The 26,851-nt window shown below is 62.7% G+C and carries 21 protein-coding genes and 1 pseudogene; 8 read left to right on the top strand and 14 right to left on the bottom strand.

Features of this window, described 5'->3' with window-relative positions:
• Window positions 1-18: 18 nt before the first annotated feature.
• Window positions 19-2,031, bottom strand: a complete 2,013-nt coding sequence (locus AZG88_RS02175; RefSeq protein ID WP_061696910.1) for an oxidoreductase — start codon at window positions 2,029-2,031, stop codon at window positions 19-21.
• Entirely contained in the window at window positions 2,028-2,879 is an 852-nt protein-coding gene (locus AZG88_RS02170) for an NAD(P)-binding domain-containing protein (protein WP_082833204.1), read from the bottom strand. The genes AZG88_RS02175 and AZG88_RS02170 overlap by 4 nt, the downstream gene beginning before the upstream one ends.
• Before the next feature lie 551 nt (window positions 2,880-3,430).
• On the opposite strand from AZG88_RS02170, the gene AZG88_RS02165 reads away from it, so the two are divergent.
• The 7 genes and pseudogenes from AZG88_RS02165 (at window position 3,431) to AZG88_RS02135 (ending at window position 11,654) form a co-directional block, all read left to right on the top strand.
• Complete coding sequence (locus AZG88_RS02165) at window positions 3,431-3,835, top strand: VOC family protein (RefSeq protein ID WP_061696908.1); 405 nt, start codon at window positions 3,431-3,433, stop codon at window positions 3,833-3,835.
• A gap of 94 nt (window positions 3,836-3,929) precedes the next feature.
• Window positions 3,930-4,685 (top strand): TetR/AcrR family transcriptional regulator, encoded by a 756-nt coding sequence (locus tag AZG88_RS02160; protein WP_082833203.1) that lies wholly within the window; start codon window positions 3,930-3,932, stop codon window positions 4,683-4,685.
• Between the two features lie 641 nt (window positions 4,686-5,326).
• Window positions 5,327-6,547: an acetyl-CoA C-acetyltransferase gene (locus tag AZG88_RS02155; protein ID WP_061696906.1), complete on the top strand. Its 1,221-nt coding sequence runs from the start codon at window positions 5,327-5,329 to the stop codon at window positions 6,545-6,547.
• Between the two features lie 38 nt (window positions 6,548-6,585).
• Complete coding sequence (locus tag AZG88_RS02150; protein ID WP_061696905.1) at window positions 6,586-7,317, top strand: SDR family NAD(P)-dependent oxidoreductase; 732 nt, start codon at window positions 6,586-6,588, stop codon at window positions 7,315-7,317.
• Window positions 7,318-7,342: 25 nt separating this feature from the next.
• Window positions 7,343-9,139, top strand: a complete 1,797-nt coding sequence (locus tag AZG88_RS02145) for an acyl-CoA dehydrogenase (protein WP_061696904.1) — start codon at window positions 7,343-7,345, stop codon at window positions 9,137-9,139.
• 19 nt (window positions 9,140-9,158) lie between these two features.
• Window positions 9,159-9,920 carry an SDR family NAD(P)-dependent oxidoreductase gene (locus tag AZG88_RS02140; protein ID WP_061696903.1) on the top strand — a complete coding sequence of 254 codons (762 nt, stop codon included), beginning with the start codon at window positions 9,159-9,161 and terminating at the stop codon, window positions 9,918-9,920.
• A gap of 1,315 nt (window positions 9,921-11,235) precedes the next feature.
• Window positions 11,236-11,654, top strand: a pseudogene (locus tag AZG88_RS02135) (YciI family protein).
• 191 nt (window positions 11,655-11,845) lie between these two features.
• Here the strand turns inward: AZG88_RS02135 and AZG88_RS02130 are convergent.
• The 12 genes from AZG88_RS02130 to AZG88_RS02080 all read right to left on the bottom strand — a co-directional run bounded on the left by AZG88_RS02130 (window position 11,846) and on the right by AZG88_RS02080 (window position 25,173).
• The gene (locus tag AZG88_RS02130; RefSeq protein WP_442971697.1) at window positions 11,846-12,004 is read right to left on the bottom strand and encodes a hypothetical protein; all 159 of its coding nucleotides are present in this window, start codon (window positions 12,002-12,004) and stop codon (window positions 11,846-11,848) included.
• Between the two features lie 154 nt (window positions 12,005-12,158).
• Window positions 12,159-14,936, bottom strand: a complete 2,778-nt coding sequence (locus AZG88_RS02125) for an ATP-binding protein (RefSeq protein WP_442971696.1) — start codon at window positions 14,934-14,936, stop codon at window positions 12,159-12,161.
• Between the two features lie 16 nt (window positions 14,937-14,952).
• The gene (locus tag AZG88_RS55435; RefSeq protein WP_442971695.1) at window positions 14,953-15,378 is read right to left on the bottom strand and encodes a protein kinase domain-containing protein; all 426 of its coding nucleotides are present in this window, start codon (window positions 15,376-15,378) and stop codon (window positions 14,953-14,955) included.
• Window positions 15,379-15,541: 163 nt separating this feature from the next.
• The gene (locus AZG88_RS02120) at window positions 15,542-15,973 is read right to left on the bottom strand and encodes a GlcG/HbpS family heme-binding protein (RefSeq protein WP_061696902.1); all 432 of its coding nucleotides are present in this window, start codon (window positions 15,971-15,973) and stop codon (window positions 15,542-15,544) included.
• A gap of 301 nt (window positions 15,974-16,274) precedes the next feature.
• Complete coding sequence (locus AZG88_RS02115) at window positions 16,275-17,897, bottom strand: AMP-binding protein (RefSeq protein WP_061696901.1); 1,623 nt, start codon at window positions 17,895-17,897, stop codon at window positions 16,275-16,277.
• 43 nt (window positions 17,898-17,940) lie between these two features.
• On the bottom strand, window positions 17,941-18,837 hold the full coding sequence (locus tag AZG88_RS02110; protein ID WP_061696900.1) for an isocitrate lyase/PEP mutase family protein: 897 nt from the start codon (window positions 18,835-18,837) through the stop codon (window positions 17,941-17,943).
• A gap of 6 nt (window positions 18,838-18,843) precedes the next feature.
• Window positions 18,844-19,431 (bottom strand): 3-isopropylmalate dehydratase small subunit, encoded by a 588-nt coding sequence (gene leuD, locus AZG88_RS02105; RefSeq protein WP_061696899.1) that lies wholly within the window; start codon window positions 19,429-19,431, stop codon window positions 18,844-18,846.
• A gap of 7 nt (window positions 19,432-19,438) precedes the next feature.
• Window positions 19,439-20,845, bottom strand: coding sequence for a 3-isopropylmalate dehydratase large subunit (gene leuC, locus AZG88_RS02100; protein ID WP_061696898.1), 1,407 nt, complete (start codon window positions 20,843-20,845; stop codon window positions 19,439-19,441).
• Between the two features lie 508 nt (window positions 20,846-21,353).
• Window positions 21,354-22,604: a bifunctional 3,4-dihydroxy-2-butanone-4-phosphate synthase/GTP cyclohydrolase II gene (locus tag AZG88_RS02095; protein ID WP_061696897.1), complete on the bottom strand. Its 1,251-nt coding sequence runs from the start codon at window positions 22,602-22,604 to the stop codon at window positions 21,354-21,356.
• On the bottom strand, window positions 22,601-23,053 hold the full coding sequence (locus AZG88_RS02090; RefSeq protein ID WP_061696896.1) for a flavin reductase family protein: 453 nt from the start codon (window positions 23,051-23,053) through the stop codon (window positions 22,601-22,603). Before AZG88_RS02090 ends, AZG88_RS02095 begins: the two co-directional genes overlap by 4 nt.
• Before the next feature lie 147 nt (window positions 23,054-23,200).
• On the bottom strand, window positions 23,201-24,370 hold the full coding sequence (locus tag AZG88_RS02085) for an LLM class flavin-dependent oxidoreductase (RefSeq protein WP_061696895.1): 1,170 nt from the start codon (window positions 24,368-24,370) through the stop codon (window positions 23,201-23,203).
• A gap of 29 nt (window positions 24,371-24,399) precedes the next feature.
• Window positions 24,400-25,173 (bottom strand): SDR family NAD(P)-dependent oxidoreductase, encoded by a 774-nt coding sequence (locus AZG88_RS02080; RefSeq protein WP_063886765.1) that lies wholly within the window; start codon window positions 25,171-25,173, stop codon window positions 24,400-24,402.
• Window positions 25,174-25,432: 259 nt separating this feature from the next.
• Between AZG88_RS02080 and AZG88_RS02075 the strand changes: the two genes are divergently transcribed.
• On the top strand, window positions 25,433-26,095 hold the full coding sequence (locus AZG88_RS02075) for a GntR family transcriptional regulator (RefSeq protein ID WP_061696893.1): 663 nt from the start codon (window positions 25,433-25,435) through the stop codon (window positions 26,093-26,095).
• Window positions 26,096-26,851: the final 756 nt, after the last annotated feature.

The following is a 26,851-nucleotide window of genomic DNA, read 5'->3' as shown; positions in this document are numbered from 1 at the left end:
GGTCGCGACACGCACCCGTCATGGGGTGACCAGTTTCAAAGCTGTGCCCACTGCGGACAGCCGGTCGGCGGCGTGCAGACCATCCCACATGGCATTGTCGAGACGTCGGGGTGCCAAGCAGTCGCCGATGCGAACCACACGATGGTCATCGCCCAACTGCTGGTACAGGGTGTCGTCGACGGCGCTACCGGTTGCCAGAACCACGGTGTCGAAGCTGCCCAGTTCGACGGGCACGCCGGAGAATACATCGTAAGCTTCGACTGTCTTATCTCGAATGGTGCCGATCCAGGTGTGAGGCCTTAGCTCGACCCGTGCATTGCGCAACCGCTTGTACAGGAATTCCTGGCCGGCCCCGCTCCAGAGCCCCACCGAGGTCGACCTCGTCACGATGGTCACATCGTGACCGTTCTCTGCGAGGTATTCGGCAGCCGTCGTCGCGTGCCCTTGAAAGTCGTCCTCGACGACGAGAACTCTGTTCCCGACCGACGCGGTCGCGTGAAACACTTCCCATGACGTGACGACATGCGGCAAGTCGTGTCCTGGTACGGCCCTGGCATCCGGTCGGTGAGTAGTGAAGCCGGTCGTCCACGGCCTCGAGCCTGTTGCGAGAAAGACGTGATCGAAGGCCGAGAGGTCGTCGACGGCCGCGGTGGCACCCAGGTTCACCTCGACACCCAAGGCGTTGAGTCGGCGACGTAGATGTTCGATCAGCAGTCGAAACTCCGATCGACTTGCCGTGCGTGACGCCAGCTCGATTTGGCCACCCAACGTCTCGCGGGTTTCGAACAACACGACGTCGGCGCCGCGTTCGGCGCAGGCTGCCGCTGCCTGCATGCCTGCCGGGCCACCACCGACGACCACCACCGTTTGTCGGGTGACCTGCCCTCGGGTACTCGACCACTCGAACCCGACCCGAGGGTTGACGGTGCATTCCATCTGTCCGCCTTGAGCGGTCTTGCCGACGCAACCCTGGTTGCAGCTGATGCATGGTCGAACCTGGCTGAGACGGCCTGATGCGACTTTGGCCGGCATGGATGGGTCTGCGATCAACGCCCGATTCATCCCCACCATGTCGGTATAGCCCTGCGCCAGAATCGACTCGGCGACAAGAGGGTCCTTGATTCTCGTGGCGACAATGACCGGGATGGACACCGCATCTTTGATCGCTCGGGCGGCGTCGACGAAAAGTCCGGTGTCGTGCCCCATATCGGCAATCCATAGTGGATAGTTTTCGTTGCTTGCGCCGCTGACGTTGAGATAGCTGACCCCACCGGTCTGCTCCAACAGTGTCGCCGTGATGATGGCGTCGCTTGGGGTGTTGCCGCCGGCAATCATGTCGTCGCCGTTGATGCGCACACCCACCAGGAAGTCCGCGGAGACCACTGACCGGATACGTCGGACAATCTCACACACGACGCGTGCTCGGTTTTCGTGTGAGCCACCCCATTCGTCGTGGCGATGGTTCATCTGTGGAGAAACGAATTGGGCGAGTCCGTAACCCTGCGCTGCGAGGAGTTCGACTCCGTCCCAACCGGCTTGCTCCATGAGTGCCGCGGACCGAGCGAAGCTCGAGATCATGTCTTCGATCTCCGATGCTTCAATCTTCTTGGGTATCTCCCGAACAACGGGATCGGGTAGAGGTGACGCTGACAGAAGCGGCAGATGGCTCAGGCGTGAGGAACCTTGGCGGCCGCCGTCCCAGAGCTGTGCCAGTAGCAGCGAACCATGCGATTGGACAGCCTGTGCGAGCTTGCGATGGCCCTCGACCGCCTCCGGGGAGAAGGCGTAGTTTTGTCCTCCTCCGGTCTTCGACCGACCCCATGCTGCCATGTTTCCGACGACGATCATTCCCACGCCGCCCGCCGCTCTTTCGGCGTAGTAAGCGATTTGCTGTTCTGTGACCATTCCGTTGGACGCGTAGTACGTGCCATGCGGGGGTGAGACGATGCGATTCTTCACTACTCGAGAGCCGATACGCACCGAACTCGTCAGGTGCGGGAATGCCATCCCGTCTTTCCACTCTTCGATCATGACCGTGTCCTTTCTGGATCGGCAGCCTCGAGTAGCCCCCGGGCAGCGCTGACGGTGGAAATGAGTTCATTCATGGACGCGCGATCGAACGGCGACGACGGCAACTCACCGCCGAGTAACCGCGCGTCTTTGAGCAGGAGGTCGACTTGATTGTCCGAAAGGGTGGCCAGGGCGTCGCCGGCCGCACTCGATCCGGAGGACACCCGGATGACCTGGCTGACGATCGACGCGTCGACTCCCTGCTCGTGTGCGGTAGCGAGCGCCACTGCCGCACTCAGTACGTTGCGGGCAGCCAGGGTGTTGTTGATCAATTTGAGCAACGAGGGTTGACCGAACTCGTCGAACGGGAACAGTTTCGCAAAGACGTCCTGCAACAGGGCCTCTTCGAAGGCACTGGGTGGCGGGCCGGTAATCAGCCCAGTGAGTTCGCCTTCTCGCGCCCTCACCTCGCCGCCTGACACGGGCAGCTCGAACAGGCGCCACGCTCGATGCGCGTCGACGACTCGGCGGGCGTCCGACGGTGTCATCGTGGTGACGATGAAGGCGCTGGCACCGTCCTCCATCGACGAGCGCACGCTGTCGTCGGACAACACCGCTTCGACTTGCTGCACCGTTCGTACCGCGATGACCATGCACCGCACATCGCCCCAGTCGATGCCCGCGAACGAGGAGACTGCGCGACTACCCGTGTACTCCTGCCACTCGCGCACACGGGCATCGTCGACGTCCATCCCGATGACAGATCGGCCTCGCTGGGCCATGCGAGCAGCAATTCCACCGCCAATGCCACCGAGCCCGACCACCACCACCTGCGGGCATCGATGCGCATCACTCTCGGCCTGTGCCATCGTTCATCCACCTCACCTCGACATGGGACGTTTCGCTTGCCTGGTCCGGACCGACCGACCGCGGGAATCGCGAACGAGAACGCCGATAATGGCGCTCGCCACCGGCCTGCGTACGCGCCGTTGGTCCCATCCGCTGGAAGCCTCGCCGGTGTCCCGCTGCTGCGCCCCGGCACGCGACCGAACCAACCTACGGGTTGGAAACCTGACCTAATAGTCGAATAAAGTTGTACCATTCTTCTGGCGCGCATTCCAGGACTCCCGGCGATTGGTGCCACAGCGGCGCTCGGTTCGACCCCGGACACCAGCCGCATCGACCCCACTGAGGGCGGCCTTGCGTAGGTGTCACACAGATCCGTCGCCGTGAGCCCACCGAACAAATCCGACCGCATCCTTGAATTACTGACCCTCGGGTCGGTAGTGTCTTGGAGCAGACCGTTGAAGGTCAGCTTCCTGCACGCGCCCACTTAACATTGCACGCCCACCGCGGCGAGTTCGCCGAGCAGATGCCCGGCGCGACAACTAAATACGCACCCACATAACAGGAGAAGAAGATGAGTATCGCAGTCAACGGAATCAACATCGCCGTCCGCGACCTACCGTCCGCAACCGAGCGCTACGAACGCTTGTTCGATGTCCGAGGTGAGCACGTCGGCCCCGACGGATTTGCCTTCCCCGGCCTCGAGGGCACGAAGCTCGACGTGGGGGGCTTCATCATCAGCCTGATCGCCACGACCCAGGAGGGCACTTCGGTGGCACGCTTTCTCGAGCGCCACGGCGAGGGCGTCTTTCTCTTCTCCGCGAAGGTAGACGACCTCGATATCGCCACGGACGAGCTGAAGCAGCAGGGATTGTCGCCCCTGCTCGACGAGGCTGTCCGAGGAGATTTCGGGGCGGTCAACTTTTACCACCCCCGGGCGCTCAACGGCGTGCAGCTCGAACTGATCGAGCATGCGTGAACAGCGGGGCACCAGGGTGCTGCCGCCGACGTCACACTGATTGCGGTGCCCACCGGTACCGGCTTGGTTGCCGCGGTGTCTATCCTCGGAAGCTATGACAACGGCTTCTGATCGTGCGGACGCGGCGGCGGTAAAAAGCGCCGGTGGTTCGGTTCGCAATTCCGTGATGCGTGAACGCATCACAGAGGGTGCGGCCCGACTCTTCCAGGCCCGGGGGATCAACGGCGTCACCATGCAGGAAGTCGCTGCGGAGGTCGGGCTGTCGAAGGCCTCCATCTACCACTACTACGAAAACCGGGACGACCTTCTCCGGCACGTTTTCGGGGACTGGGCAAGGGGTGAGGTCGAGAAAGCCCGGGTGATCGCCGCATCGGATGTCGACGCAGCTACCAAGCTCACCGCTTTCATTCGTTTCCACCTCAACTCCCTGGTCGATCACCTGGACCTCTACTCACTGACTTTTCGCGAAGAAAGTGAACTTCCCGACGACGTCCGCGACGAGTTCCGGGCAGCCAAGCGCGAGCACGATGTGCTGGTCCGGCAAATCATTCGAGAGGGCGTAGAGGCACGCATCTTCGAACCAATCGATGAAACCCTGGCAGCATTCGCAATCGACGGCATGTGCAATTGGATCTGGAAGTGGTATCGCCCGGGTGAAGACGGCAAAACCGCTGACGAAATCGCCGAGACCTTCGCCCACCTGATTCTGCGCGGAGTCATGACGACCACGTCGACGGTGTCCGCCGGCTGGCCCGAAGACGTCCAAGGCGTGGATGCGGCGCTTGCCTACCACGCGCGCGAGATACGGCATCACACAAGCCAACTCGAACACGTGCTGAAGAATCGGTAAAATTCGACGCGTCAATTTTTCGCGTGTCGTCTCGATTAACTTCGTCGAGGTACTCCACTGGTCTTCTGCGCGCTTCGGTCTCGGCGCGCTTTTCGACGGACCGGCGAGTTGATCAGGGTGCCATTCGGGCTGATGACGCGACGACCGGCACGCGAAGCGGTGACGGTCGGGGCGGCACCGGGGTGCAGCCACACTGCACGGCCCGACCCGGGACATCTCCGCCGACGTGACTGATGCCGCGTGGGGGCCGAGGCGGCAGTCGACCATGGGCCCGCAGTCGTCGGCCGCGCATGACTCACACGCGCCTCCCCCCGCTGTACGCCGGTGTGCACCTGTCCGAGACGCACCTGTTCTCGTCGTCCGCAGGGCAGGACGCAGGCCTGCGGAAGTAGACCAGTCGAGCCGATGCACACTGCAAATTCGGTGTTCGAGGTCGAGTCGAACGTGTCGAACCCCGCTGGACGAGCGGCCCTTCCGCACGCCTAGGTCCGCGTATTCGCCTGCGGCCGTTGCGTAAGCACGCGCAATTGGCACATGACAGGCCAACTTGACCGCTACGTCCGGCGCAGCCATACTGCGATGAGTAGACCCGCTGATCGAATATTCGACCCACTAGTCGACAACATGAACGGACGAAGTTTATGCCTGAAGCAGTTATCGTCGCGACCGCCCGGTCCCCGATCGGTCGCGCAGTCAAGGGTTCACTCCGAGAGATGCGCCCCGATGACCTGGCAGCACAGATGGTGCTCGCCGCATTGGGAAAGGTGCCCGAGGTCGATCCCCGAACGGTGAACGACCTCATGCTTGGCACGGCTCAGCCCGCCGGCGAGAGTGGATACAATCTCGGACGGGCAGTGGGTGTTCTCGCCGGTATGGACCATCTACCGGGCGTCACCGTGAACCGCTACTGTTCGTCGAGCCTTCAGACCACCCGGATGGCGCTGCACGCGATCAAGGCAGGCGAGGGAAATATCTTCATTTCTGCCGGAGTCGAAACTGTCAGCCGTTTCAACAAGGGTATGGCCGACGAGAACCCCGAGACGCACAACACGGTGTTCTCCGACGCGGAGTCCCTCACCGAACGACGTGCTGCTGGGTCCCAGGACACGTGGGTGGACCCGCGAACAACCGGGGCACTTCCCGATCTGTACATCACCATGGGACACACTGCCGAGAACGTCGCAGAATACAGTGGGGTGTCACGCCGAGAACAAGACGAATTCGGCGTCCGCAGCCACAATCGGGCCGAGGCCGCGATCGAGCAGGGCTTCTTCGCCCGCGAGATCACACCCGTCACCCTCCCTGACGGCACCGTTGTCAGCACTGACGACTGCCCCAGGCCCGGAACGACGTACGACGTCGTCAGCACGCTGAAGCCGGCATTCCGCCCGAACGGAACCGTCACCGCAGCCAACGCCTGCCCGCTCAACGACGGCGCGGCAGCACTGGTCATCATGTCGGACGCGAAGGCGAAGGAGCTCGGACTCACCCCCCTGGCCCGCATCGTGTCGACCGGCGTGTCGGGACTCTCACCCGAGATCATGGGTCTGGGACCCGTCGAAGCGACACGGCGCGCACTCGACATCGCCGGCATGAGCATCGGCGATATCGACTTGGCGGAAATTAACGAAGCGTTTGCGGCTCAAGTCATTCCGTCGGCTCGCGAACTCGGCATCGACGACGACCGACTGAATATCAACGGAGGCGCGATCGCGCTCGGTCACCCATTCGGCATGACCGGCGCCCGTATCGCCACGACGCTGATGAACTCGCTGGAATTTCACGACAAGCAGTTCGGCCTGGAGACGATGTGCGTCGGCGGCGGCCAAGGAATGGCCATGATTCTCGAACGCCTGTCGTGACAACGGCCGGACAACACTGAACCGAAAGCAGAAATGCAATGGGCAACATCACGTACGACTTCACAGGCAAATCCGTCATCGTCACCGGCGCGGCCCGCGGCATCGGACAGGCGATCGCGAGACATTTCGTAGAGGCACAAGCGACCGTGTTCATGGTCGACTTCGACAAGGACGAACTTGCCAAATCGGCCGCAGACGTCGGTGCAATCGGGATCCCAGCGGACGTCAGCGATACCGACAATGTCGAACACGTCATTTCGACCGTCGTCGCCGAGACCGGCCGCGTCGACATCGTCGTCAACAACGCAGGAATCCTGCGCGACAAAGTCCTGTGGAAGCTCACCGACGACGACTGGAACCAGGTCCTGCAGGTACACGCGGGAGGCACTTTTCGGTTTACCCGCGCAGCGGTCCCCCACTTCCGCAAGCAGGAATTCGGGCGCATCATCAATATCACGTCGTACACCGGACTCCGAGGCAACCGCGGACAGGCGAACTACGCAACAGCGAAGGCAGGAATCATCGGATTCACCAAGACTGCTGCAAAAGAGTTGGCTGCCTTCGGAGTTACGGTCAATGCGATCTCGCCCAATGCAGCCACACGCATGACCGCCACGATCCCGGACGAGAAGCTCTCCGAGCTCACCGGTCCGATCGCCCGGCTCGCAGACCCATCCGAGATGGCCGACGCCATCTGCTTCCTCGCATCCGAGGAAGCCGCGTACATCACAGGCGTCGTGCTACCCGTCGACGGCGGGGTGTCGATGTGACGGACTACAGGAATCGGAGATCCCGATGACCGACGTACTGTCACAACGCGACTTGGACTTCTTGCTGTACGAGTGGCTTGATGTAGTTTCGCTGACAACTCGCGAACGGTTCTCCGAGCACTCGAAGGACACATTCGCCGCGGTGCTCGAACTCAGCGCGGACATCGCCCACAAACATTTCGCGCCACACAACAAGAAGTCCGACGCGAACGAGCCGACCATGTCGCCAGACGGTTCGATAGAGATGATCGCGGAGATCAAACAGGCTCTCGACATCTACTCCGCAGCTGGACTACTGGCCGGACAGTTCGACAAGCGCGTCGGAGGCATGCAGTTGCCGACGACTGTGTCCCGCGCTGCGATGGCGTGGTTTCAGGCCGCGAACGCCTCGACCTCGTCGTACCCGTTCCTCACCATCGCAAATGCTAATCTGATTTCGACCCACGGCACCGACCAGCAGATAGACGACTACGTCCGCCCGATGATCGAGGGCAGATACTTCGGAACCATGTGCCTGTCGGAGCCACAGGCCGGCTCATCGTTGGCCGACATCACCACTCGTGCCGTGAAACAGGACGACGGCCGGTACAGACTCACCGGTACCAAGATGTGGATCTCCGCCGGCGACCACGAGCTGACCGAGAACATCATCCATCTCGTCCTGGCAAAGGTTCCCGGCGGCGGGTCTGGGGTGAAAGGGATTTCGCTGTTCATTGTCCCGAAATTCTTACCCGGCCCGGACGGAGAACCCGGCATCCGCAACGATGTGACGCTGACCGGCCTGAATCACAAGATGGGCTTTCGCGGAACCACCAACACGCTCCTTGCCTTCGGTGACGGCACGCATCGGCCGGAAGGCGACGCCGGGGCGATCGGTTTTCTCGTCGGCGAAGAACATCGTGGGCTGAGCTTTATGTTCCACATGATGAACGAGGCGCGGATCGGAGTCGGGTTCGTGGCCATCGCCCTAGGCTACGTCGGCTACCTGAAGTCGGTCGAGTACGCGAAGGTGCGGACACAGGGCCAAGCACTGGGCGCGAAAGATCCGTCCTCACCTCCAGTCGCCCTGGTAGAACACGCCGATGTGCGCCGCATGCTGCTGGCGCAGAAGTCCTACGTGGAAGGAGCGCTTGCACTCGGCTTGTACTGCTCCTTCTTAGTGGACGAACACGACAGCGCCGACAACGAGGCAGATGCGTCCAACGCGACGCTACTGCTCGATGTATTGACCCCGATCGCAAAAAGCTGGCCGTCACAATGGTGCCTGGAGGCGAACAACCTCGCCATACAAGTTCACGGAGGCTACGGCTACACACGGGACTACGACGTCGAACAGTACTACCGCGACAACAGGCTGAATCCGATCCATGAGGGTACTCACGGAATACAGGGCCTCGACCTGCTCGGCCGCAAGGTCACAATGCAGGACGGCGCTGGACTGAAGCTACTGGACTCGAAGATCGCGGCGAGCGTGCAACGAGCACAGGCGATAGGCCATGACGCCGAGCGATATGCGACCGAACTGACCTCTACCTGGAGCCGAATAGTGGACCTGACATCCACGCTCTGGGAATCAGGTGACCCCTCCCTTGCACTCGCCAATTCAACCATCTACCTGGAAGCCGTCGGCCACACCGTCATCGCATGGATGTGGCTGGAGCAAGTCATCGCCGCGGATGGTCAGGCCGGCAACTTCTATGATGGCAAACGGCAAGCGGCCCGGTACTTCTACGCCTACGAACTACCAAAGGTCGGACCGCAGGTCGAGTTGTTGGCGAGCTTGGACAGAACGACACTCGACATGAACCCCGCGTGGTTCTGATCCGCGGGAGCGCAGACTGATGACTATCCTCGACAGATTTCGCCTCGACGACCGCGTCGCGATCGTCACCGATGCTTCATCAGTGCTAGGCGCGGCCCTGGCCAAAGGACTGGCCGAAGCGGGTGCAGACGTGGTCCTTGCCGCCCCTCGCACGAACGGACTCCACGAAGCGGCCGACATCGTCCGCCGTTCAGGTCGACGTGTGCTGACGGTTCCGACCGACATCACGGATCCGAGCCGCTGCACTGCTCTGGTCGAAGCGACACTCGACAAGTTCGGGAGGGTCGATGTCCTGGTCAACAACGCCGAACTCGTGACCGTGGGACCTGCGATCGGCGAGAGCGTTCACGAGTTCCGATCCGTGATCGATGTGAACCTACACGGTTCCTACTGGGCGGCACAGGCATGCGGGCGGGTGATGCAACCGGGGAGCTCGATAGTGAACATCTCGAGCATTCTGGGAATCACGAACACGGGCATGCCGCAAGCTGCCTACAGCGCGAGCAAGGCTGCCATCGCCGGGGTCACCCGAGACCTCGCGCAACAATGGGGTAGCCGAAAAGGGATTCGCGTCAATGCAATTGCGCCGGGCTTCTTCACAGATGCCATCAGCTGGAAATACCCAGAGAGCCACATCGAACAACTGGAAAGACGCATGCTCCTCGGACGAACCGGCGAACCAGAAGAGTTGGCGAGTACGGTGGTGTGGCTTGCATCCGAGGCGGGCGGTTACGTCACCGGACAGACGATAGTTGTCGACGGCGGCATCACCATCACTTGACCGGAACCTTAACCCTAGGTGCACCTCTCGTCCTGGCGCGCAGCCTCGGTATCGATCGGCGAACCATGCATCGTCACCTCCCGAGCGCATCGCAGACCTACTCTTTACGTGCTCAACGCTGTGCGCGTGGAACTGGCCGACTACCGGCAGCTCTTCTCGACCCCGGCGCGCTGCAAGGTACACGGCTCGGTGTCCCGAGGATGTACATCAACAAGGACCCCGGCGCCGCCGAGCCGATCGAGACCCGTGCCTGGATCATCGCGTTGCGGGAAAAAGCGGCCGAGGACCCGACGGCTTTGGGTGCGACGGTCATCGAAGTCGATTCCCGTCGTATCCAACTGCGAACGAGACCGGCCTGGTGCCCGGATACGCCGGGCTCCCGTCGTCGCCCTGGCACGACCGGGCGAAGCAGATCGCGCCGAGGGGTGCGGGCCTCAGCATGGTCGATCACGGCCTGGTGCCCGAAGGGTTCCTGCATTCAGAGTTGTACGACCTGATCGTCCATGCCTGGGACGACTTCCTAGCCGCCAACGCCGATCCGCACCTTTCCGCCTGGCCGATGTCGACGGGGACAAGATCTATCCGCATGGGTAACATGCATGGGAGGCGAGGACATCGCTGTCGTTTTCGCCTTGCTCGCATCGGTCGTGGCCGTCGCCGCTTGTCGGCTTTCACGGAACGCGCCCTTCAGCGTCCGGAGCGGATCCCAGATCTCAGATTCGCTTCAACCATTGCATGACGCGAGCCCCGAACGCCTCCCGGCGAGCCTGGTTGCGCCCGTCTCCGAATTGGGACGGGGCGACCACACAAGGGTCGTTGCCACCAGCCTGAAGTCACCACCCCACACCTCCAATCCTCTTTTCGGCCTGCGTAGTCGTCTGACGGGAAGCAGGCTGCATGGATGCTTCCTCCGGGACGGCAGGTGACGTCTCCATCTGGTTCGCTGTCCGGAAACGGTCGGCAGAGACCTCTAATCGGCAGCTCAGTGCTGCCCGGTCGCGCTCCCCAACCCACATCGAGGATCCATGAACACACCTACTCCCCCGACCCAGCGCAAGACCCCTTCGGAACGGAAGCAAGCGGCGGCGCTCAACCGGCAAAGCCTGTCAGAGGCAGATCTCATCGGCGTCATCGAGGCTCTGACGGGAGAACACCCAATCCCGGACAAGTGCAATGAATCTCGCCACAGAAGAGGGGTTCGACGCTAACCGCACGATCTCCCGGCACGCCCCGTCATCGCCTCACACGGACCGCCACGGGCGCCCCCGAGCGAACACGGCCGCAAATGGGCCGCACCGCACCAAGGGAGAACATGATGTCCAAGTACCTTCTGCTCAAGCACTACCGTGGCGCGCCGGCATCGGTCAACGACGTGCCTATGGACCAGTGGACGTCGGAGGAGATCTCCGCTCACGTGCAGTACATGAACGACTTCGCCGCCCGGCTCGAGGGCACCGGCGAGTTCGTCGACAGTCAGGCACTCTCCCCGGAGGGCATGTTCGTCCGCTACGACGGCGAGGGCCGGCCGCCGGTCACCGATGGCCCGTTCGCGGAGACCAAGGACGTGATCGCCGGCTGGATGGTGATCGACGTCGAGACCCACGAGCGAGCGCTCGAGCTGGCCGGCGAGTTGTCCGCAGCTCCGGGTGCGGGTGGGAAGCCGATCCACGAGTGGCTCGGCCCTTCCTGACCGCCGCACCGACCACTACGGAATGCGGCTTTCACCACGGGTGATGACACGTCCCCCGATCCTCTGCTCGCGGCGCCGGGGCCGCGCGAACAACGCGGGCTGTCTAGTTCGTGGGCAAGAATGGGCTAGAGTCTGGACACTGCGGATGCACAGATGAGCCGGAGGCGTTCACCCCTTCTCAGGGTTGGTGCCTTCGGATTCTGTTTCACGAGCCGCTCGGCGGTCATCCGTTTCTTCAGCTCCCGGCGGGCGCGTTGCTTCGGTGTCTCTTCGGTGTCTCTTCGGGTTCGCTCTCGGGTTGGTCGTCGACGGGCAGGAAGTGCGCGCGTCCCCGCTTGATGTCCGCGTGCACGACCAGCTCGGGTCGGCCCTTATCGTCGGTGAACAGTCCCATTCTCGTTCCCCTCATTTCTCGGTGATGCCCCGCAGCTGCACGATCATCCGCCGGCCGATGCTGCCGTCCGGGCGACGGGATCGCCCCTCACCGGCCGAGATCACCTCAAACCGCATTCTCGGTCGCCCTGTCGTGGCGGTCTGGGCACGGTCGGCTAGTCATGCGCTTGCTCGACGACCCAGGCTGCGACCTGTGTCCGGGAGGTGAAACCCAGTTTGGCCAGGATGTGCTCAACGTGTCCTTGGGCAGTGCGGGGTGAGATCACCAGTCGGTCGGCGATGGCCTGATTGGTCAGGCCTTCGGCGATCAGCTGAGCGACTTGGCGTTCCCGCTTGGTCAGCCGTGTCAACGCGTCGGTGGCGCGTGTAGCGGCGGCGGGCGGTTGCTCATGGAGGGCGTAGGCGATGGCCGCGTCGAAGCCGAGCTGTTCGCCTTTGCGGTGGGCGGCGTCGAATGCTTCGTCTCCTACTCGCCGACGCGCTCTCTGATCGCATTCCTGGTGGTAGACACGGAGCTCCGAGAACGCCACCGGGGGGCTACCTGCAGATCGCGCCAGTTCTGCGGCCGCCCCCATCAGCACGGCGGCGCGTGTGTGGTCGCGCTGTTCGCATGCGATCCAGGCCAGCGCCTCGAGGCATGTCGCGGCGATCCGCGGACTGTGCACTTGCCTGGTCAGGGTCAACGATTCGTCGAGGAGCCGCACTGCGCGATTGGCATCGCCCTGACGCCACACCGCAATTCCCAAAGCCCACAGCGAGTGCGACCGATACGCCTTCTCACCGTGCCTGTGTGTGATGGCGAGCACCCGCTCGTGGCACTTGATGGACTCCTTTCTCAGGCCAGACAATCCATAGGCCCATCCCAACGAGTACAGGACGTTGGTTTCGAGTGTGCGTTCCCCCCGTTCGCTGAACTCGGCGAGTGCGGTTTCGAGGTGAGGGTACGCGCGGGCGGGCTCACCGCTGTAGAGGGCCAGCATGCCGTCGGCGTCGGCGATGAGAGCGCGCATCATGGGGTCGCCGGTCTGCGCGGTCAGTACGCGGCCCTCTTCTACGAGCGTGGCCGAGGTGTGGAAATCACCCTGAACGTTGGCCATCACGCTGGCGCTGTAGAGCCCCTTGACCCAGTCGAGAGTGGGGAGGCCGCTTTGACGGGCCAGTAGTTGGCCAAGCCAACGCCGACCCTCGCTATAGAGGCCCTGGGAGGCCCAGAACACGTACATTGCGGTCGCGGTGCGCAGTCCGCCGGCGGGGTCGTCGTGGATGCTGAATTCGAGGGCCTCGCGGAGGTTCGGTTGTTCCCGCTTCAGCCGGGCGATCCAGTCGAGTTGGCGGGCGCTGATCCACTCGGCCTCGGCTTCGATCGCCAACGCTAGGTACCAGTCCCGATGACGACGTCGTAGTGCGATGTCCTTACCGCTCTGCTGGAGTTTCTCGAAGCCGTAGTCGCGGAGGGTCTCGAGCATCCGGAAGCGCACCACCGACCCGTGCTCCTCCCGAATCAGGATCGACTTCTCCACCAACGAGGTCAGCGTGTCGAGCAGATCGTCCGGGGGCAGGTCTGCTCCACACACCTGCTCTGCGGCGTCGAGTTCGAAGCTTCCCGCGAATACCGCCATCCGCCCCCACACCAGTTGTTCACCCGCGGTGCATAACTCGAAGCTCCAGTCGATGCACAACCGCAGGGTCTGTTGCCGGGTCGGCGCACCGCGACTGCCGCGGGTCAGCAGGGCGTAGCGGTCGGCCAGCCTCTCGAATATCTGCTCGGGCGACATCGCCCGCAATCGGGCCGCGGCCAGTTCGATTGGCAGCGGCAATCCGTCGAGGCGGTGGCAGATCCCCGCCACCGCCGCCGCGTTCTCCTCGGTGAGCGCGAATTCCGGAACGGCGGTAGCGGCGCGTTCAGTAAACAGGGTGACCGCATCGTATTTGGGTAACCCCCGCAGCGGGGGCGTGCGCTCGGGATCGGGGACGCCCAGCGTAGGAACTCGCAGCACCGCCTCCCCGCCGATGACCAGGGGTTCGCGGCTGGTGGCCAGGATCCGCAAGCGCGGACACACGCGCAGCAGGGTCTCGACCAACTCCGCGACCGCGTCCACCATGTGCTCGCAGTTGTCAAGAACCAGCAGCACTTCCCGCGACACGAGGAACTCGATCAGCACCTCCCGTAGCGGCCTCGTCGACTGGTCTCGTACTCCCACTGCGGCGGCTACGCCTTCCACCAGTAACGACCCGTCTCGCAGCTCCTCCAACTCGACCAACCGAACGCCGTCCGCGTACTCGCGTTTCACCGCGGCGGCGATCCGCATCGCCAGCCGCGTCTTGCCGACACCTCCGATCCCCGTCAAGGTCACCAGCCGGGACCCGGCCAGCAGGCGCTTCGTCTCGGTGAGTTCGTGCCGGCGGCCGACGAAACTGGTCAGTTCCAGGGGAAGGTTGCCGGTAGTACTCCGAGGGGCAAGATCTGCGGAAGGGTGCCGAACGCCTGACGGTGGTGGTCGGCCGCTGGTCGCTGCGCCGGGCCCGTCGCGGAGGGCCATTTCATCGACCGGGAAGCCGTGGTCGCGTTGCAGCCCGCCTAGCTGTTCGCCGAAGTCTGCAGCGGTGGCCGGTCGCTGACCGGGCTCACGGGACATCGCCCGGGCGATCGTGTCGGACACGTCGTCGGGGATCCCGTGCTCACGCAGCTCGGGCATCTCCTGTGTGGTGATCCGCAGGAACTGGGCGACCACCTGTTCGCCGCTGCGGCGTTCGAACGCGGCATGCCCGGTGATGGCACTGAACAAGGTGGCGCCCAGGCCGTAGACATCGGCTGCCGGGCTCGGTGGTTCACCGCCGAGGACTTCCGGCGCGGTGTACGCCGGCGACCCGGTGACGGCACCGGTGGCGGTCTCGAAGCCACCGCTGATGTGCGCGATACCGAAGTCGGCCAACTCCGGCTCGCCGTAATCAGTGAGCAGGATGTTCGCGGGNACCGGCCATCTTCACCCCCAACCGAAGCACCTGATCCAGGGTCAGCGGACCGTCCTTCCGTACTCGGGCCTCCAGCGAATCCTGCGGGTGATAGGGCATGACGATGTAGGGGAGGCCGCTGTCGGTGGCGCCGACCTGCAGAATGTTGACGATGTTCGGGTGCCCGGTGAGTCGGCCCATCGCCTGCTGCTCCCGAAAGAACCGGGCCCGGTTCTCCTCGTCGAGTTCGACGGTGAGGACCTTGACGGCCACGGTGCGATCCAGGTCCGACTGGGTACAGCGGTAGACCACGCCGAAACCGCCGCGGCCGATCTCCTGGGCGTCGTCGAAGCCGGTGCCTGCCAACTCCGCGGCCGGCGTCGGCGAGTACCGCTGAGTGTCGAGCGGATCACCTTCACCCATCAGGACGGTCTACTCACTCCGCCGGCTCGTGGTTCCCGTGCGCTGGTCCCGACGGCGCGACCAGCGCAGATGCAATCATGGACTCACCTCTCGATGGCGTGCTCTCAAGGATATCGCCGGCGACGACCCCGCCGAGATGCGCCGGACCGCGGTCCCGTCGCTCTCATGCGGTGAGCACGGACTCCACGGCTGCGAGCGCGATCTGCTCATCTTCGCTGTAGTGGGCCCCGCTGACGCCGACCGCGCCGATCACGCCGAGTTCGGGATGGCTGATCTGCTCGCCGCCGCCGAAGACGGCGTAATCCGGAACGTTCGTCATGCCATGGAGCAGCGCCGGGTCGGTCTTGATGAAGTCGAAGAGTGCTCCGGTGTTGAATCCGGAGGTGGCCGCGGTGCGTGCCTTGCGAACTGCGATGTCGGTGGACAGCACCGATGCACCCTCCATCCGTTGGTAGGCCTTGAGTACGCCGTTCGGGTCGGTGACCGCAATGGTCACGGCCAGTCCCAGCTCTTGTGCCTTCTGCAGACCGGCTTCGATCGCCGCGTTGGCCGCGCGGAGGGTGATGGTGTTGGTGGCGAAACTGGGTGACGTCATGATCGTGTCTCTTTCTCTTCTGAGTGGTACTTCGAGGCCAGGTCTTCCGCGGCCGTGTGTAGTCCCGGTTGCCGAACTCCGTGGCCGTGCCGCCGTCTGCCGGACCAGGGCGAAATCGATACCTCGGCGGGCTTTGTGAACTTCGAGTTTTCAATCTTCTCGGGCCGGATTGCCCAGTTCAGGTCGCTCTTTGTTCGCGTGCGGACGGGCTTGCGCTCGCTCGGTGTGCACGTGCGAGGTTGAACGGGTGGACGTCGTCGTCGCTGGTGTCTGGGAGTTGACCTCCTCCGCACGTCGTCGATCACAGGGCGGGGCCGGTTTTTCGGAGATCTTTGCGAAGAATCTTGCCGGAGGCTGATTTCGGGATCAGGTCGATGAACTCGACCGCCCGCACCTTCTTGTGCGGGGCGACCTGGTCGGCGACGAAGTCGATGACCTCGCATTCGGTCAGGTCGGTGTCGGGTTGTTTGACGACGAAGGCCTTGGGAATCTCCTCGCCGGTCTCCTGCTCGATCACGCCGATCACTGCGACGTCGGCGATCTTGGGATTGGTCAGCAGCAACGCCTCGAGCTCGGCCGGTGGCACCTGGTAGCCCTTGTACTTGATGAGCTCTTTGAGCCGATCTACGATGTAGACCACACCGCCGGTATCGACCTGTGCGAGGTCACCGGTGTGCAAAAAGCCGTCGGCGTCGATGGTGTCGGCGGTGGCCTGCGCGTTGTTGAGGTACCCGAGCATCACGTTCGGTCCCTTGATCCACAGCTCACCCCGCTGCGACAGTCCCTCGGCCGGTATCGCGACCTCCTCGCCGGTGGCCGGGTCGACGATCTTGTTCTCAGAGTTGGGGATCGCCCACCCGGTCGACGACAATGGCGGATCCTCACGACCGAGAATGGCGGGGGTGTCGAACGGGATGAGGTGGCTGACCGGCGACAACTCGCTCATGCCGTAGCCCTGCACCATGTGCAGATCCAACCGTGTCGCGACCGCCTTGCCCAGCTCGTCGTCGAGCGGCGCGGCTCCCGACATCATCGTGTGCAACGAGGAGAGGTCGTAGTCGTCGACGATCGGGTGCTTGGCCAGCGCCACCGCCACCGGTGGCGCGATGTAGGCCGCCGTGACCTGGAACTTCTGGATGTTCTCCAGGAACTCGACCAGATCGAACTTGGGCATGATCACCAGCCGCGCCCGGCTGTGAAGCGCAGCGTTCAACAACATCGTCATGCCGTAGATGTGGAAGAACGGCAACACTGCGATCACCACATCGTCCGGTGTCATGCCCTGCAGCGGCTTGATCTGGGCCACGTTGGCGACCAGGTTCCGGTGGCTCAGGGCCACGCCCTTCGGGTCGCCGGTGGTGCCCGAACTGTAGGGCAGTACCGCGATGTGTAGGGCGGGATCGATGGTCACCTCCGGCACGGCCAACTTGGGCTCCAGCAGATCGACGAAATTAGGATGATTCGACTTTCCCTGTCCCACACCGTCGAGGATGATGAGGTTCTCGTCCGGGATGCCAACCTGGTGTGCCGCGGCGGCGGCCTGGTCGGCCATCGAGGAGATGGTCACCAGCATCTTCGCCTTCGAGTCGGTCAGTTGCTTGGCGATCTCCGTGGCCGTGAACAGGGCGTTGATTGTCGTCGCGGTGCCGCCGGCTCTCAGGATGCCGTGGAGCACCGTGGCGAACTCCCGGTTGTTCGGCGACAAGATTCCGACCACGTCGCCGACCTCGATCCCCCGCGCGGCCAGAGCCCCGGCGGCGGCGTCGATCTGACCGATCAGTTGACGGTAGCTCGTCTCCGCCGCCGACTTCGGGTCGACCAGTGCGACCCGATCGAGATCCTCATCGGCGATTGAGCCGAAAAGGAAGTCGTAGACACTGAGGTCCGGGATCTCGACGTCGGGAAAAGGGCTCGAAAATGTCATGGCGGAAGTTCCGTTTCGATTGAGGTGATGACTCTGCGAGGTCTCAGTGCGCCAACGGTGAGACGCGGGACTGCTCTAGTTCGGACACCTCGGCGCCGGCCCTGCTCAGCCAGTCGTCCAAACCGACAGCACTGAAAAGTTCCTTGGGGCTGGCCGCTGCCGGCGGCTTACCGTGTAGGCGTAACTCTGTGAGCGCGTGGTTGATTGCCCCCATCGCTGCTGCGATTGTCAGCGCCGGATAGATCGCGATCTTATAGCCCAGCTCGGCGTACTCGTCGGCGCTCAGCACTGGGGTGCGGCCGCTGGCAATGACGTTGATCATCAACGGCGCGGTCACCTCTGCTGCGATGGTGCGCACGTCCTCGAGCGACGCGGGAGCCTCGACGAAGATGATGTCGGCGCCGGCTTCGATGTAGAGATGTGCTCGGGTGATGGCTTCGTCCAAGCCTTGAGGTGCGATGGCATCGGTCCGCGCGATGATCAGCATCTCGTCGGCGCCTCGGGCTTTGGACGCCGCGTGCACGCGACTGACGGCGTCGGCGCGACTGACGACGTCTTTGCCGTGCAGGTGGCCACACCGCTTGGGGAAGGTTTGATCTTCGATTTGCACGGCCGCGACGCCGCGCTGCGCCAGCCGTTCGACGGTGTGGCGGATGTTGATTTCGTTGCCGTATCCGGTGTCGATGTCGACGATGAGGGGCACTTCGGTGGCGCCCTGGAGGCGGCCGACGTGGTCGATCATCTCCGAGCCGGTCATGATCCCCAGGTCAGGGCGGCCGATGACCGACACCGAGGCTGCGCCACCGCTGACGTAGCCGACTTCGAAGCCGCTGCGCTGGGCGAGGGCTGCGCTGAGTCCGTCATAGATGCCGGGGGCGGTGAGAATGCTGTGGTCGTCGGCGAGCAGGTTGCGTAGTTGTATTGCCTTGGTATTTGCCATGGGTGTCTACTTCCTCGTCATGGGGATGCGCGCATGCTTCTTCTCGAAGTCGGCGATGACCTGGTCGTATGCGAGCGTGAGGTCGATATCGTCCAATCCCTCGATGAATCGGCGGCGCAGATCGGCATCGATGAGGAGGGGTTCGCGTCGTCCCGACCACTCCACGCTGTATTCGAGCAGATCGACCTGAATCTGTAGCTGGGGATCGTTGAGCACATCGTCGACCAATTGGGCGTGTGAGTCCGGTGCGAGGCGAATCGGGAGAAGACCGGCGCGACCACAGTTGGTGTAGAAGATGTCTCCGAAGCTGGGTGCGATGACGACGGCGAAGCCCCAATCTTGGAGCGCCCACACAGCATGTTCGCGTGAGGATCCGGTCCCGAAGTTCGCACCTCCGACCAGTACGGTGGCTTCCGAGCGGTTGGGATCGTTGAGGGCGAAATTAGGGTCCAGTCGCCATCTCGAGAACAGGTGCGGGGCGAATCCGCTTCGTTTGGTGGTCAGGCAATGGCGTGCGGGGATGATTTGATCGGTGTCGATATTGCTCTGGGTCAGAGCAATTGCGGTTCCGCGGTGACTCGTTACTTTTTGCATGGCTCCGTCACAGGTCGTTCGCTGAGGCGAGGTGGCCGAGCACTGCGGTGGCGGCGGCGGTGGTCGGAGAGACAAGATGGGTACGGACGCCGCTGCCTTGTCGGCCTTCGAAGTTCCGATTCGAGGTCGAGGCGCATCGCGTACCGGGCTCGAGGAAGTCGTCGTTCATTGCCACGCACAGCGAACAGCCAGGAGAGCGCCACTGCGCGCCGGCCGCCTCGAAGATGACGTCCAGGCCTTCGGACTCTGCGCGACGCTTCACCTCCGCCGATCCGGGGACAACTACCGTCGTCACGTGCTCGGGGATCCGTCGACCCTGGAGGATCTCCGCTGCCGCTCTCAGATCATCGAGGCGCCCATTGGTGCACGAGCCGATGAAGACCGCATCGACGGCGACGTCGCGCAATGGTGTGCCGGGAGTGAGGTCCATGTAGTCCAGTGCGCGGGTGATCTGTTCACGCCGGCGTGCATCTGGCTCCCCGACGGGGTCGGGAACCGACGAGCTGACCGGCAGCGCCTGCCCTGGGTTGATCCCCCACGTCACAAACGGTTCCAAGTCGGCGACGTCGAGAGTGACCTCTCGGTCGAAGGTGGCGTCGTCGTCCGTGAGCAACTGGTCCCAGCTGTTCTTGCTTTCAGTCCAATCGTGGCCCACCGGTGCATAGGGACGACCGCGTAGATAGTCATAGGTCGTTCGGTCCGGCGCAATCAGCCCGGCGCGCGCACCGGCCTCAATAGACATGTTGCACAGAGTCATTCGACTCTCCATGCTCAACTCGCGAATCGGTTCGCCGCGGTACTCGATCACGAATCCTTGGGCGCCGCCTGTCCCGATCTCGGCGATCAGGTGCAATACGAGGTCCTTCGCGGTGGTACCGCGCGGGAGCTTTCCGGTGAACGTGACGGCCATGGTCTTCGGTCTGGTCATCCACAGTGTCTGAGAGGCCAGGACGTGCTCTACCTGCGAGGTGCCGATGCCGAACGCCAACGCCCCGAACGCGCCGTGCGTGCTGGTGTGGCTGTCGCCGCAGACGATCGTCATGCCCGGTTGCGTGATGCCGAGTTGAGGGCCGACTACGTGCACGATGCCCTGGTCAGCTGATCCCAGCGAGTGGAGGGCGATACCGAATTCGGCACAGTTCTTCCGCAGGGCCGACACCATCTCCCGGGCGATGGGATTGTCGTCGCCGGATCCGAGCAGGTTCGGTCGAGTGGAGACGACGTGGTCTTCTGTGGCCAATGACAGGTCTGGGCGACGGACCGTTCTGCCGGCGATGCGGAGCCCTTCGAAAGCCTGCGGGCTCGACGCCTCGTGGAGAAGGTGGAAGTCGATGTAGAACAGGTCGGACTCGCCGTCTGGCGACTGTGTCAGCACGTGACTGTCCCAGACCTTGTCGATGATGTTCCTGGCCATACGTTACGGTCCTTGTCTATTTCGTCGATCCGGCAGCACGGGGAGTCGCGTTCTGTCCGTGGTGTGGCTTGTATCCGAGGCGGCGAGATAGGGTTTGTCCGGTCTCGACCAACACTGCGCCGGCCGGTCGACAGCACCCGCCTGATCTGGCTCGCCGACGACGCCGCCCGAGATCACGCGCAGGCTCCGCGGCCACGGGTTCACCGAGGCCATGCTCGCTGACGACGTCCCGCCTTACGCGGTGAGGACTAGCTTGTTTGGAGAAGTCATGGCTGTCGGTGGGCCACCCACTCAAGGGCTGGGTCAGGGAGGTGCTGTGCGGTCATTAGGCACGAAGGATTCGTCCTGTGCGCTCACGATCATGGCTGCCCAACGCGCATTGACGCGTACAACCGCAATACTCCGAAAGATCCGACGAGCGCATCCAATCACTGAGCAGCCGAGGCGTTTTTGCATTTGATGTATCTCTTTCAGGTCGTCCGGGCATGCGCTGGCTGTGCGCACGACGCTAGCTCGGCATAGTGGATGCAATTGCTTGGTCTGCGTCGAAAAGATGGCCCATCCGATCACGCTTCGAGCGGAGGTAGCGCTGATTGTGTTGGGTTTCGATCGGCGGATGAACGACGCGCTCGACCACATGGACGGCAGAGTTGTTGAGGCTGCGGTACTTTTCGAGATTGTTAGAGATCAGACGAATCCGTCGAACTCCTAAGTCGGTGAGAATCTGTGCCGCGGCGTCGTAGGTGCGGGCGTCGGCAGGCAGACCTTGTGCTGTGTTTGCGTCAACGGTGTCTAGACCTTTGTCCTGGAGACCGTAGGCTCGGATCTTGTTCACAAGTCCGATGCCACGGCCCTCATGGCCACGTAGGTACACCAAGACTCCGCATCCTTCGTTGGCAATGTCCGCCTGGGATTGTGCGAGTTGGGTTCCACAGTCACAGCGAAGGGACCCCATGACGTCGCCGGTCAGGCATTCGCTGTGCACCCGTACGAGAACACCTTGCTCGGATTGTCCGGCACTCGCGACGTCCCCCATCACCAACGCGAGGTGCTCGGTGCCGTCGAATGTGGACCGGTAGGCATGAGCTCGGAAGTCGCCTAATTGCGTCGGAATTGCCGAGCTGGCCAACTGAGCTACGGTCCGTTCAGTCGACCGACGATATCGGACCAGATCGGCAACTGACAGCAGTGGCAGGCCGTGAGCGTCGGCAAATTCACGTAGGTCGTCTCCGCGGCGCATCGAGCCGTCGTCGGCGACGATCTCCGCGATGACTCCCACACCACTGAGGCCGGCCATTGTCGTCAGATCGACGGCGGCTTCGGTATGTCCAGGCCGGGTCAGGACGCCGCCCCGCTGTGCCCGAAGTGGAAAGACGTGCCCCGGCCGGTGAAAATCGACCGGGGCACTGTTGGAGTCGGCCAGGGCTCGAACCGTCAATGATCGGTCATCGGCGCTGACGCCTGTGCCGACGCAAGCATGATCGACAGTGATAGTGAAGGCGGTTCCGTGCGTGTCGGTGTTCTCGGACACCATGAGTGGCAGTTGTAAAGCATCTGCATGCTGGCTGTTCATCGCCGCGCAGACTATCCCGGTGGTATGTCGCACGATGAAGGCCATCTGCGCGGGCGTGACCAACTCCGCGGCCATAACCAGATCGCCTTCATTCTCGCGGTCGGCATCATCGACGACGATAATCATGCCGCCCGCCGATAGGGCTGCGATGGCGTGCTGAACTAACGCCGATGGCGAGGCGTTCATCGGACCGACTCGAGCGGTGCGTGAGTGCCGAACTTGCGCTTGTGATACGTGAGTGGCTGGATGTCGGCCGCCGTCGCCTCTTTCACTCGACCGAACGCGATCACGTGATCACCGCCGTCGACCAGCTGCGAGACCGCACACGCCAGCCACCCACTTGTACCGACTAGTTTCGGTACACCGCTCCGAAGATCCCAGTCCACGCTGTCGAATTTGTCGAGACCTTTGCGTGCGAATGTCGTTGCCAGATCTGAGTGCGCGCTACCGAGGATGTTCATTCCGAACTGTTCGGTCTCTCGAATGATCCGTAGTAACTCGGACCCACGCTCGAGACAGACAAGGACCATGGGCGGCGTCATCGACAGTGACGCAAAAGCGCTGACTGTGGTGCCATGAGGTCGCGCACCATCCATGGCGGTTACGACAGCGACGGGTGTGCACACTCCTGCCATAACATCCTTGAGCTGGGTGGCTGTCGTGTCGGTCGAGGTATTCACGGGAGACTCCGGGGTTCTATGCGCTTGAAGTGATGATCTGATCGCAGGACAGAAGGTCGCGAAGTCGCTGCGAGGGCCTGGAGGGAGAGATGTTCACGGTCGTCACAGTGCAACTCTTTCGGTGAGGTCGGCATCGGCAGTGGTCACGATTTCTGACCTGAGTCCCGCTTGAACGAGGAGGGGCAGAATCTGCTCCCGGTACTGAGCGATACCTTCCTCGTAGTTGACCCAACTCAGGGTGCAACCATTCAGACCCGCACGGGACATTTTCAGGATTCCGTCGGCAATCTGCTCGGGGGTCCCAACCAGAGGCTGGGCGGCATATCCAGCGACCATGCTCGTCAGCGCGGATTTCGTACTCATATCCATCGCCTCGACATTTGTGGCGGCGACACCCATCATTTTCGCGGCGCCCTCCCAATCACCTTTCTGGTTGACGTAGTAGTCGAAGTAGGCTTTGGCTTCCTTCTCAGTGTCGGCGCAGACGACGTAACCCATTCCCATTACGGCGATCTCGCGGTTGTATTTATCGCGAGCGGTCCTCCGTGCCATTTCGGCCTTTGCGGCATGGGCAGCAATGTCTTCGGCCATGATGAAGTTGATGTTTGCGTGCTCGGCGGCGAAGGCTAGACCTGCGCCACTGGCACCCGCACTCATGATCAGGGGGCCGGGGGACTGCACGGGGCGTGGGGAGGAGTGCACGCCCTTTCCGCGAAAGTACTTGCCCTCGTAGTCGAAGGTATCCTCATTCCACAAACGCTTGATGACCGAAACCCACTCCGCGGCAACAGCATATCGCTCGTCATGTGGAAGCTGGGGAACTCCGAACATCGCGAATTCGGGTTCGTTCCAGCCCGCCACGATGTTCAGTCCGAATCGTCCTCCGCTGATGTGGTCAACCGTCGCGATTTCCTTTGCGATACGGAGCGGATGAGCTGTTGGCACGTGGATTGTTGCGAGCACTTGGAGCCGTTCGGTGACAGCTGCCACCGCGGCCGCCCAGGTGAAGGTCTCGAACGAGCGGTCGTTGAAGTTGACGGCTCCGCCTGGGCCCTTCCACCGTGCCACAGGGACCATGGCGTCGAGGCCGGCCGCGTCAGCCGCTTGCGCAATGCGTTTTGTTTCGGACCAATCGACCGCGATGGTTCCCTCGACGGAGGTGACCGCGCAGCCTCCGCTGACATTGGCGCCGAAGACTGCGAGTTTGAATGCGTTCTCGCTGTTCAGCAGGGGTGCGTCGGTAGACGCTTTTGTTTGATCGTCCGTGCTCACTGCAGACTTCCCATTCGTTTGGATGTTTGTCACGATGCGCTCCAACCGCCGTCGACTGGCACTGCTGCGCCTGTCATGAAGGACGCGTCGGAAGAGGCCAGGAACACGACCACCGCTGCCACTTCGTCTGGAGTGCCCAGTCGCTTGATCAGCTGCCGCGCGACCAGCAACGCCTCTGCCTCTTCCTCTCGGCCGGACCCCAAAGCTGCGTTCACGTAGGTCCACGGCATGGAGGTGTCGATGGTGCCCGGGCAGACGACATTGACGCGCACGCCGTGGGGTGCGAGGTCCGCCGCCAGTGCCCATGTCAGCCCGACGACAGCGGCCTTGGATGAGACATAGCTAGCGCCGGACGGCATACCCAGCAATCCGAGTACCGAAGACTGATTGACGATCGAGCCCTTGGTTTCGATCAGGTGCGGCAGTGCCTCCTGGACGAGAAAGAAGGGCGCGCGTGCGTTGATTCCGTAGATGTGATCCCACGAGTCCTCCGTGATGGATTCGGGGGTACCGCCAACCATGATTCCGGCGTTGTTGATAAGGGTGTCGAGTCGGCCGAACTCGCCGACTGCCCTAGCGACAATTTGCTTCCGAAACCCTGCATCGGTCACGTCGCCCGGCTCGGTGACCACTTTCCCTCCGAGTTCGGCGACCTCAGTGGCGACCGCAGCCAAGCCCGCCGGATCCACGTCCGTCAAGGTCATCGCGACATTCTCGGCGGCCAACCGACGCGCAATTGCTCGGCCGATCCCCCCCGCTGCTCCGGTGACCAGCGCAGACGCGCCCTCTTCAAACCTGCTCATGACACTCCTGTGATTAGTCGCAGTCCGACCCCCGGGAAAACTTCGCCGGAGAGGCACTGGCTCTGTGGTGCAGAGCCAGAGACCACCGTCCTGTGATCTGGGACTCATCTATCGTCCTACGAAATCTAGGGATGATTTGGTAGGTTGTCAACTAGGCCGATTGCGTGACGGCGTTTGCGACGATGGTTGGATGTCAGCAACAAGAGTTTCGCTGCGCCGACCGGCGCAGCGGTGAATGGCTGACAACTGGGAGGTCTGAATGGCGATCGAGACGGTCCAGCCCGGAACCGCCGTGCAGCGGGCTGTTCATGCCATCCGCGAGGGCATCCGGTCCGGCCGGTTCGTTCCGGGGCAGCGGTTGATCGAACCTGACCTCACCCGAGAATTAGGAGTCGGGCGCAACGCCCTTCGGGAAGCGTTGGCGCAGCTCGGCAGCGACGGTCTCGTCAAGCTTGAGCCGCATCGTGGCGCCTCCATCCGCCGCCTCACACGAGAAGATGTTGCGCACTTCTACCAGGTCCGAGAAGCGCTGGAGGGGATGAGCGCGCGGTTGGCGGCAAGCAACATCGACCTACCAGGACACCGAGAACGTCTTGAGGCTGCGGTGACCACGGCTCGCGAAGTCGCAGCGCAATACGACCAGCCCCGATACCTGGACGAGAACTTTCGGTTTCACCGAGTGATTGTCGAACTCACCGAAAACCCACGGTTGATCGAGCTGACCGATCGGTTGGAGACTCAAACATTTCGTCTCCAGTTCCGTTCAGCCCAGGCCCAATTCGACTACTCAATGGCCGAGCACGAGGAAATCGCAGCTGCGATTCTGTCGGGCGACAGCGACCGGGCAGAGTCGTTGATGCGCTCTCACCTCCAGCACACCTGTAGCGAGATCCTGAAATTGCCGAGCCACGACTTCGCCTAGGGTTTCATTCGAAAACTCGGTCCGACGTGGGTGATCAGCGCTCGACGCCTTCGTGGAAGTACTCGGAGCTTGCCCCCGATCCCTCGTGATGACTGAGATTCGAAGTTCGCATGGTGACGTCCTACCCGACCGCCGGCGATCATCTCCCGTGGCGCGGACCCCTCGACATCCATGGACGGCCGGAGCTACAACACCAAACACCCAGCGTCAGTCCTGAACTAGACCAACCGATCTCGACCGGAAACCACATCAGGAGACTCACGTCAGCTCGCCCGGCGAGGGCGCCAATACATTAATTGCGCTCCCGACAGTTGCTACACGGGGTTGTAACGTCCGAACTGGCTCTCTCCCTAGATATCGTTATCGGCACACCTGAACGCATGAATACTCAACGCGTGCCGGTGAACCTCTCGCTCGACAGCCATAGATCACTCACCTCTATCCATGATGAAGTGCACGAACGGGAGAACGGCGTTGTGACGACGGCGGCGTTCATCATCTTTGGTTGCCACCTGCGCGCATCCTCTTACTCCTGTCAGTGGACGGGAGTAGTTCGGCCGAGACTCGGATTCGCACGACTGTCCACTCGAGTGGCGCCGCCTACCCCGCTCATGTGATGGGCTACTCGCCTTCGGATTCTGCGGTGTCGGGCCGCGGTTGTTCATTCTGCTTCGGTGCTGCCGGCACCCATTCCCGCAGTTGTTGAACAACCGTCCCGTAGAACGCGTCGGTCGATGACGTCACGCTCGTGATGAA

The sequence above is a fragment of the Rhodococcus sp. LB1 genome (assembly GCF_001583455.1).
GTDB lineage: Bacteria > Actinomycetota > Actinomycetes > Mycobacteriales > Mycobacteriaceae > Rhodococcus_F > Rhodococcus_F opacus.
This window is presented reverse-complemented; position numbering and strand designations above follow the sequence as displayed.

Excerpts from the sequence above, each read along its gene's own strand:
- AZG88_RS02175 (WP_061696910.1), bottom strand. The coding sequence starts at position 2,031 with ATGATCGAAGAGTGGAAAGACGGGATGGCATTCCCGCACCTGACGAGT.
- AZG88_RS02170 (WP_082833204.1), bottom strand. The coding sequence starts at position 2,879 with ATGGCACAGGCCGAGAGTGATGCGCATCGATGCCCGCAGGTGGTGGTG.
- AZG88_RS02165 (WP_061696908.1), top strand. The coding sequence starts at position 3,431 with ATGAGTATCGCAGTCAACGGAATCAACATCGCCGTCCGCGACCTACCG.
- AZG88_RS02160 (WP_082833203.1), top strand. The coding sequence starts at position 3,930 with ATGACAACGGCTTCTGATCGTGCGGACGCGGCGGCGGTAAAAAGCGCC.
- AZG88_RS02155 (WP_061696906.1), top strand. The coding sequence starts at position 5,327 with ATGCCTGAAGCAGTTATCGTCGCGACCGCCCGGTCCCCGATCGGTCGC.
- AZG88_RS02150 (WP_061696905.1), top strand. The coding sequence starts at position 6,586 with ATGGGCAACATCACGTACGACTTCACAGGCAAATCCGTCATCGTCACC.
- AZG88_RS02145 (WP_061696904.1), top strand. The coding sequence starts at position 7,343 with ATGACCGACGTACTGTCACAACGCGACTTGGACTTCTTGCTGTACGAG.
- AZG88_RS02140 (WP_061696903.1), top strand. The coding sequence starts at position 9,159 with ATGACTATCCTCGACAGATTTCGCCTCGACGACCGCGTCGCGATCGTC.
- AZG88_RS02130 (WP_442971697.1), bottom strand. The coding sequence starts at position 12,004 with ATGGGACTGTTCACCGACGATAAGGGCCGACCCGAGCTGGTCGTGCAC.
- AZG88_RS02120 (WP_061696902.1), bottom strand. The coding sequence starts at position 15,973 with ATGACGTCACCCAGTTTCGCCACCAACACCATCACCCTCCGCGCGGCC.
- AZG88_RS02115 (WP_061696901.1), bottom strand. The coding sequence starts at position 17,897 with ATGACATTTTCGAGCCCTTTTCCCGACGTCGAGATCCCGGACCTCAGT.
- AZG88_RS02110 (WP_061696900.1), bottom strand. The coding sequence starts at position 18,837 with ATGGCAAATACCAAGGCAATACAACTACGCAACCTGCTCGCCGACGAC.
- leuD (WP_061696899.1), bottom strand. The coding sequence starts at position 19,431 with ATGCAAAAAGTAACGAGTCACCGCGGAACCGCAATTGCTCTGACCCAG.
- leuC (WP_061696898.1), bottom strand. The coding sequence starts at position 20,845 with ATGGCCAGGAACATCATCGACAAGGTCTGGGACAGTCACGTGCTGACA.
- AZG88_RS02095 (WP_061696897.1), bottom strand. The coding sequence starts at position 22,604 with ATGAACGCCTCGCCATCGGCGTTAGTTCAGCACGCCATCGCAGCCCTA.
- AZG88_RS02090 (WP_061696896.1), bottom strand. The coding sequence starts at position 23,053 with ATGGCAGGAGTGTGCACACCCGTCGCTGTCGTAACCGCCATGGATGGT.
- AZG88_RS02080 (WP_063886765.1), bottom strand. The coding sequence starts at position 25,173 with ATGAGCAGGTTTGAAGAGGGCGCGTCTGCGCTGGTCACCGGAGCAGCG.
- AZG88_RS02075 (WP_061696893.1), top strand. The coding sequence starts at position 25,433 with ATGGCGATCGAGACGGTCCAGCCCGGAACCGCCGTGCAGCGGGCTGTT.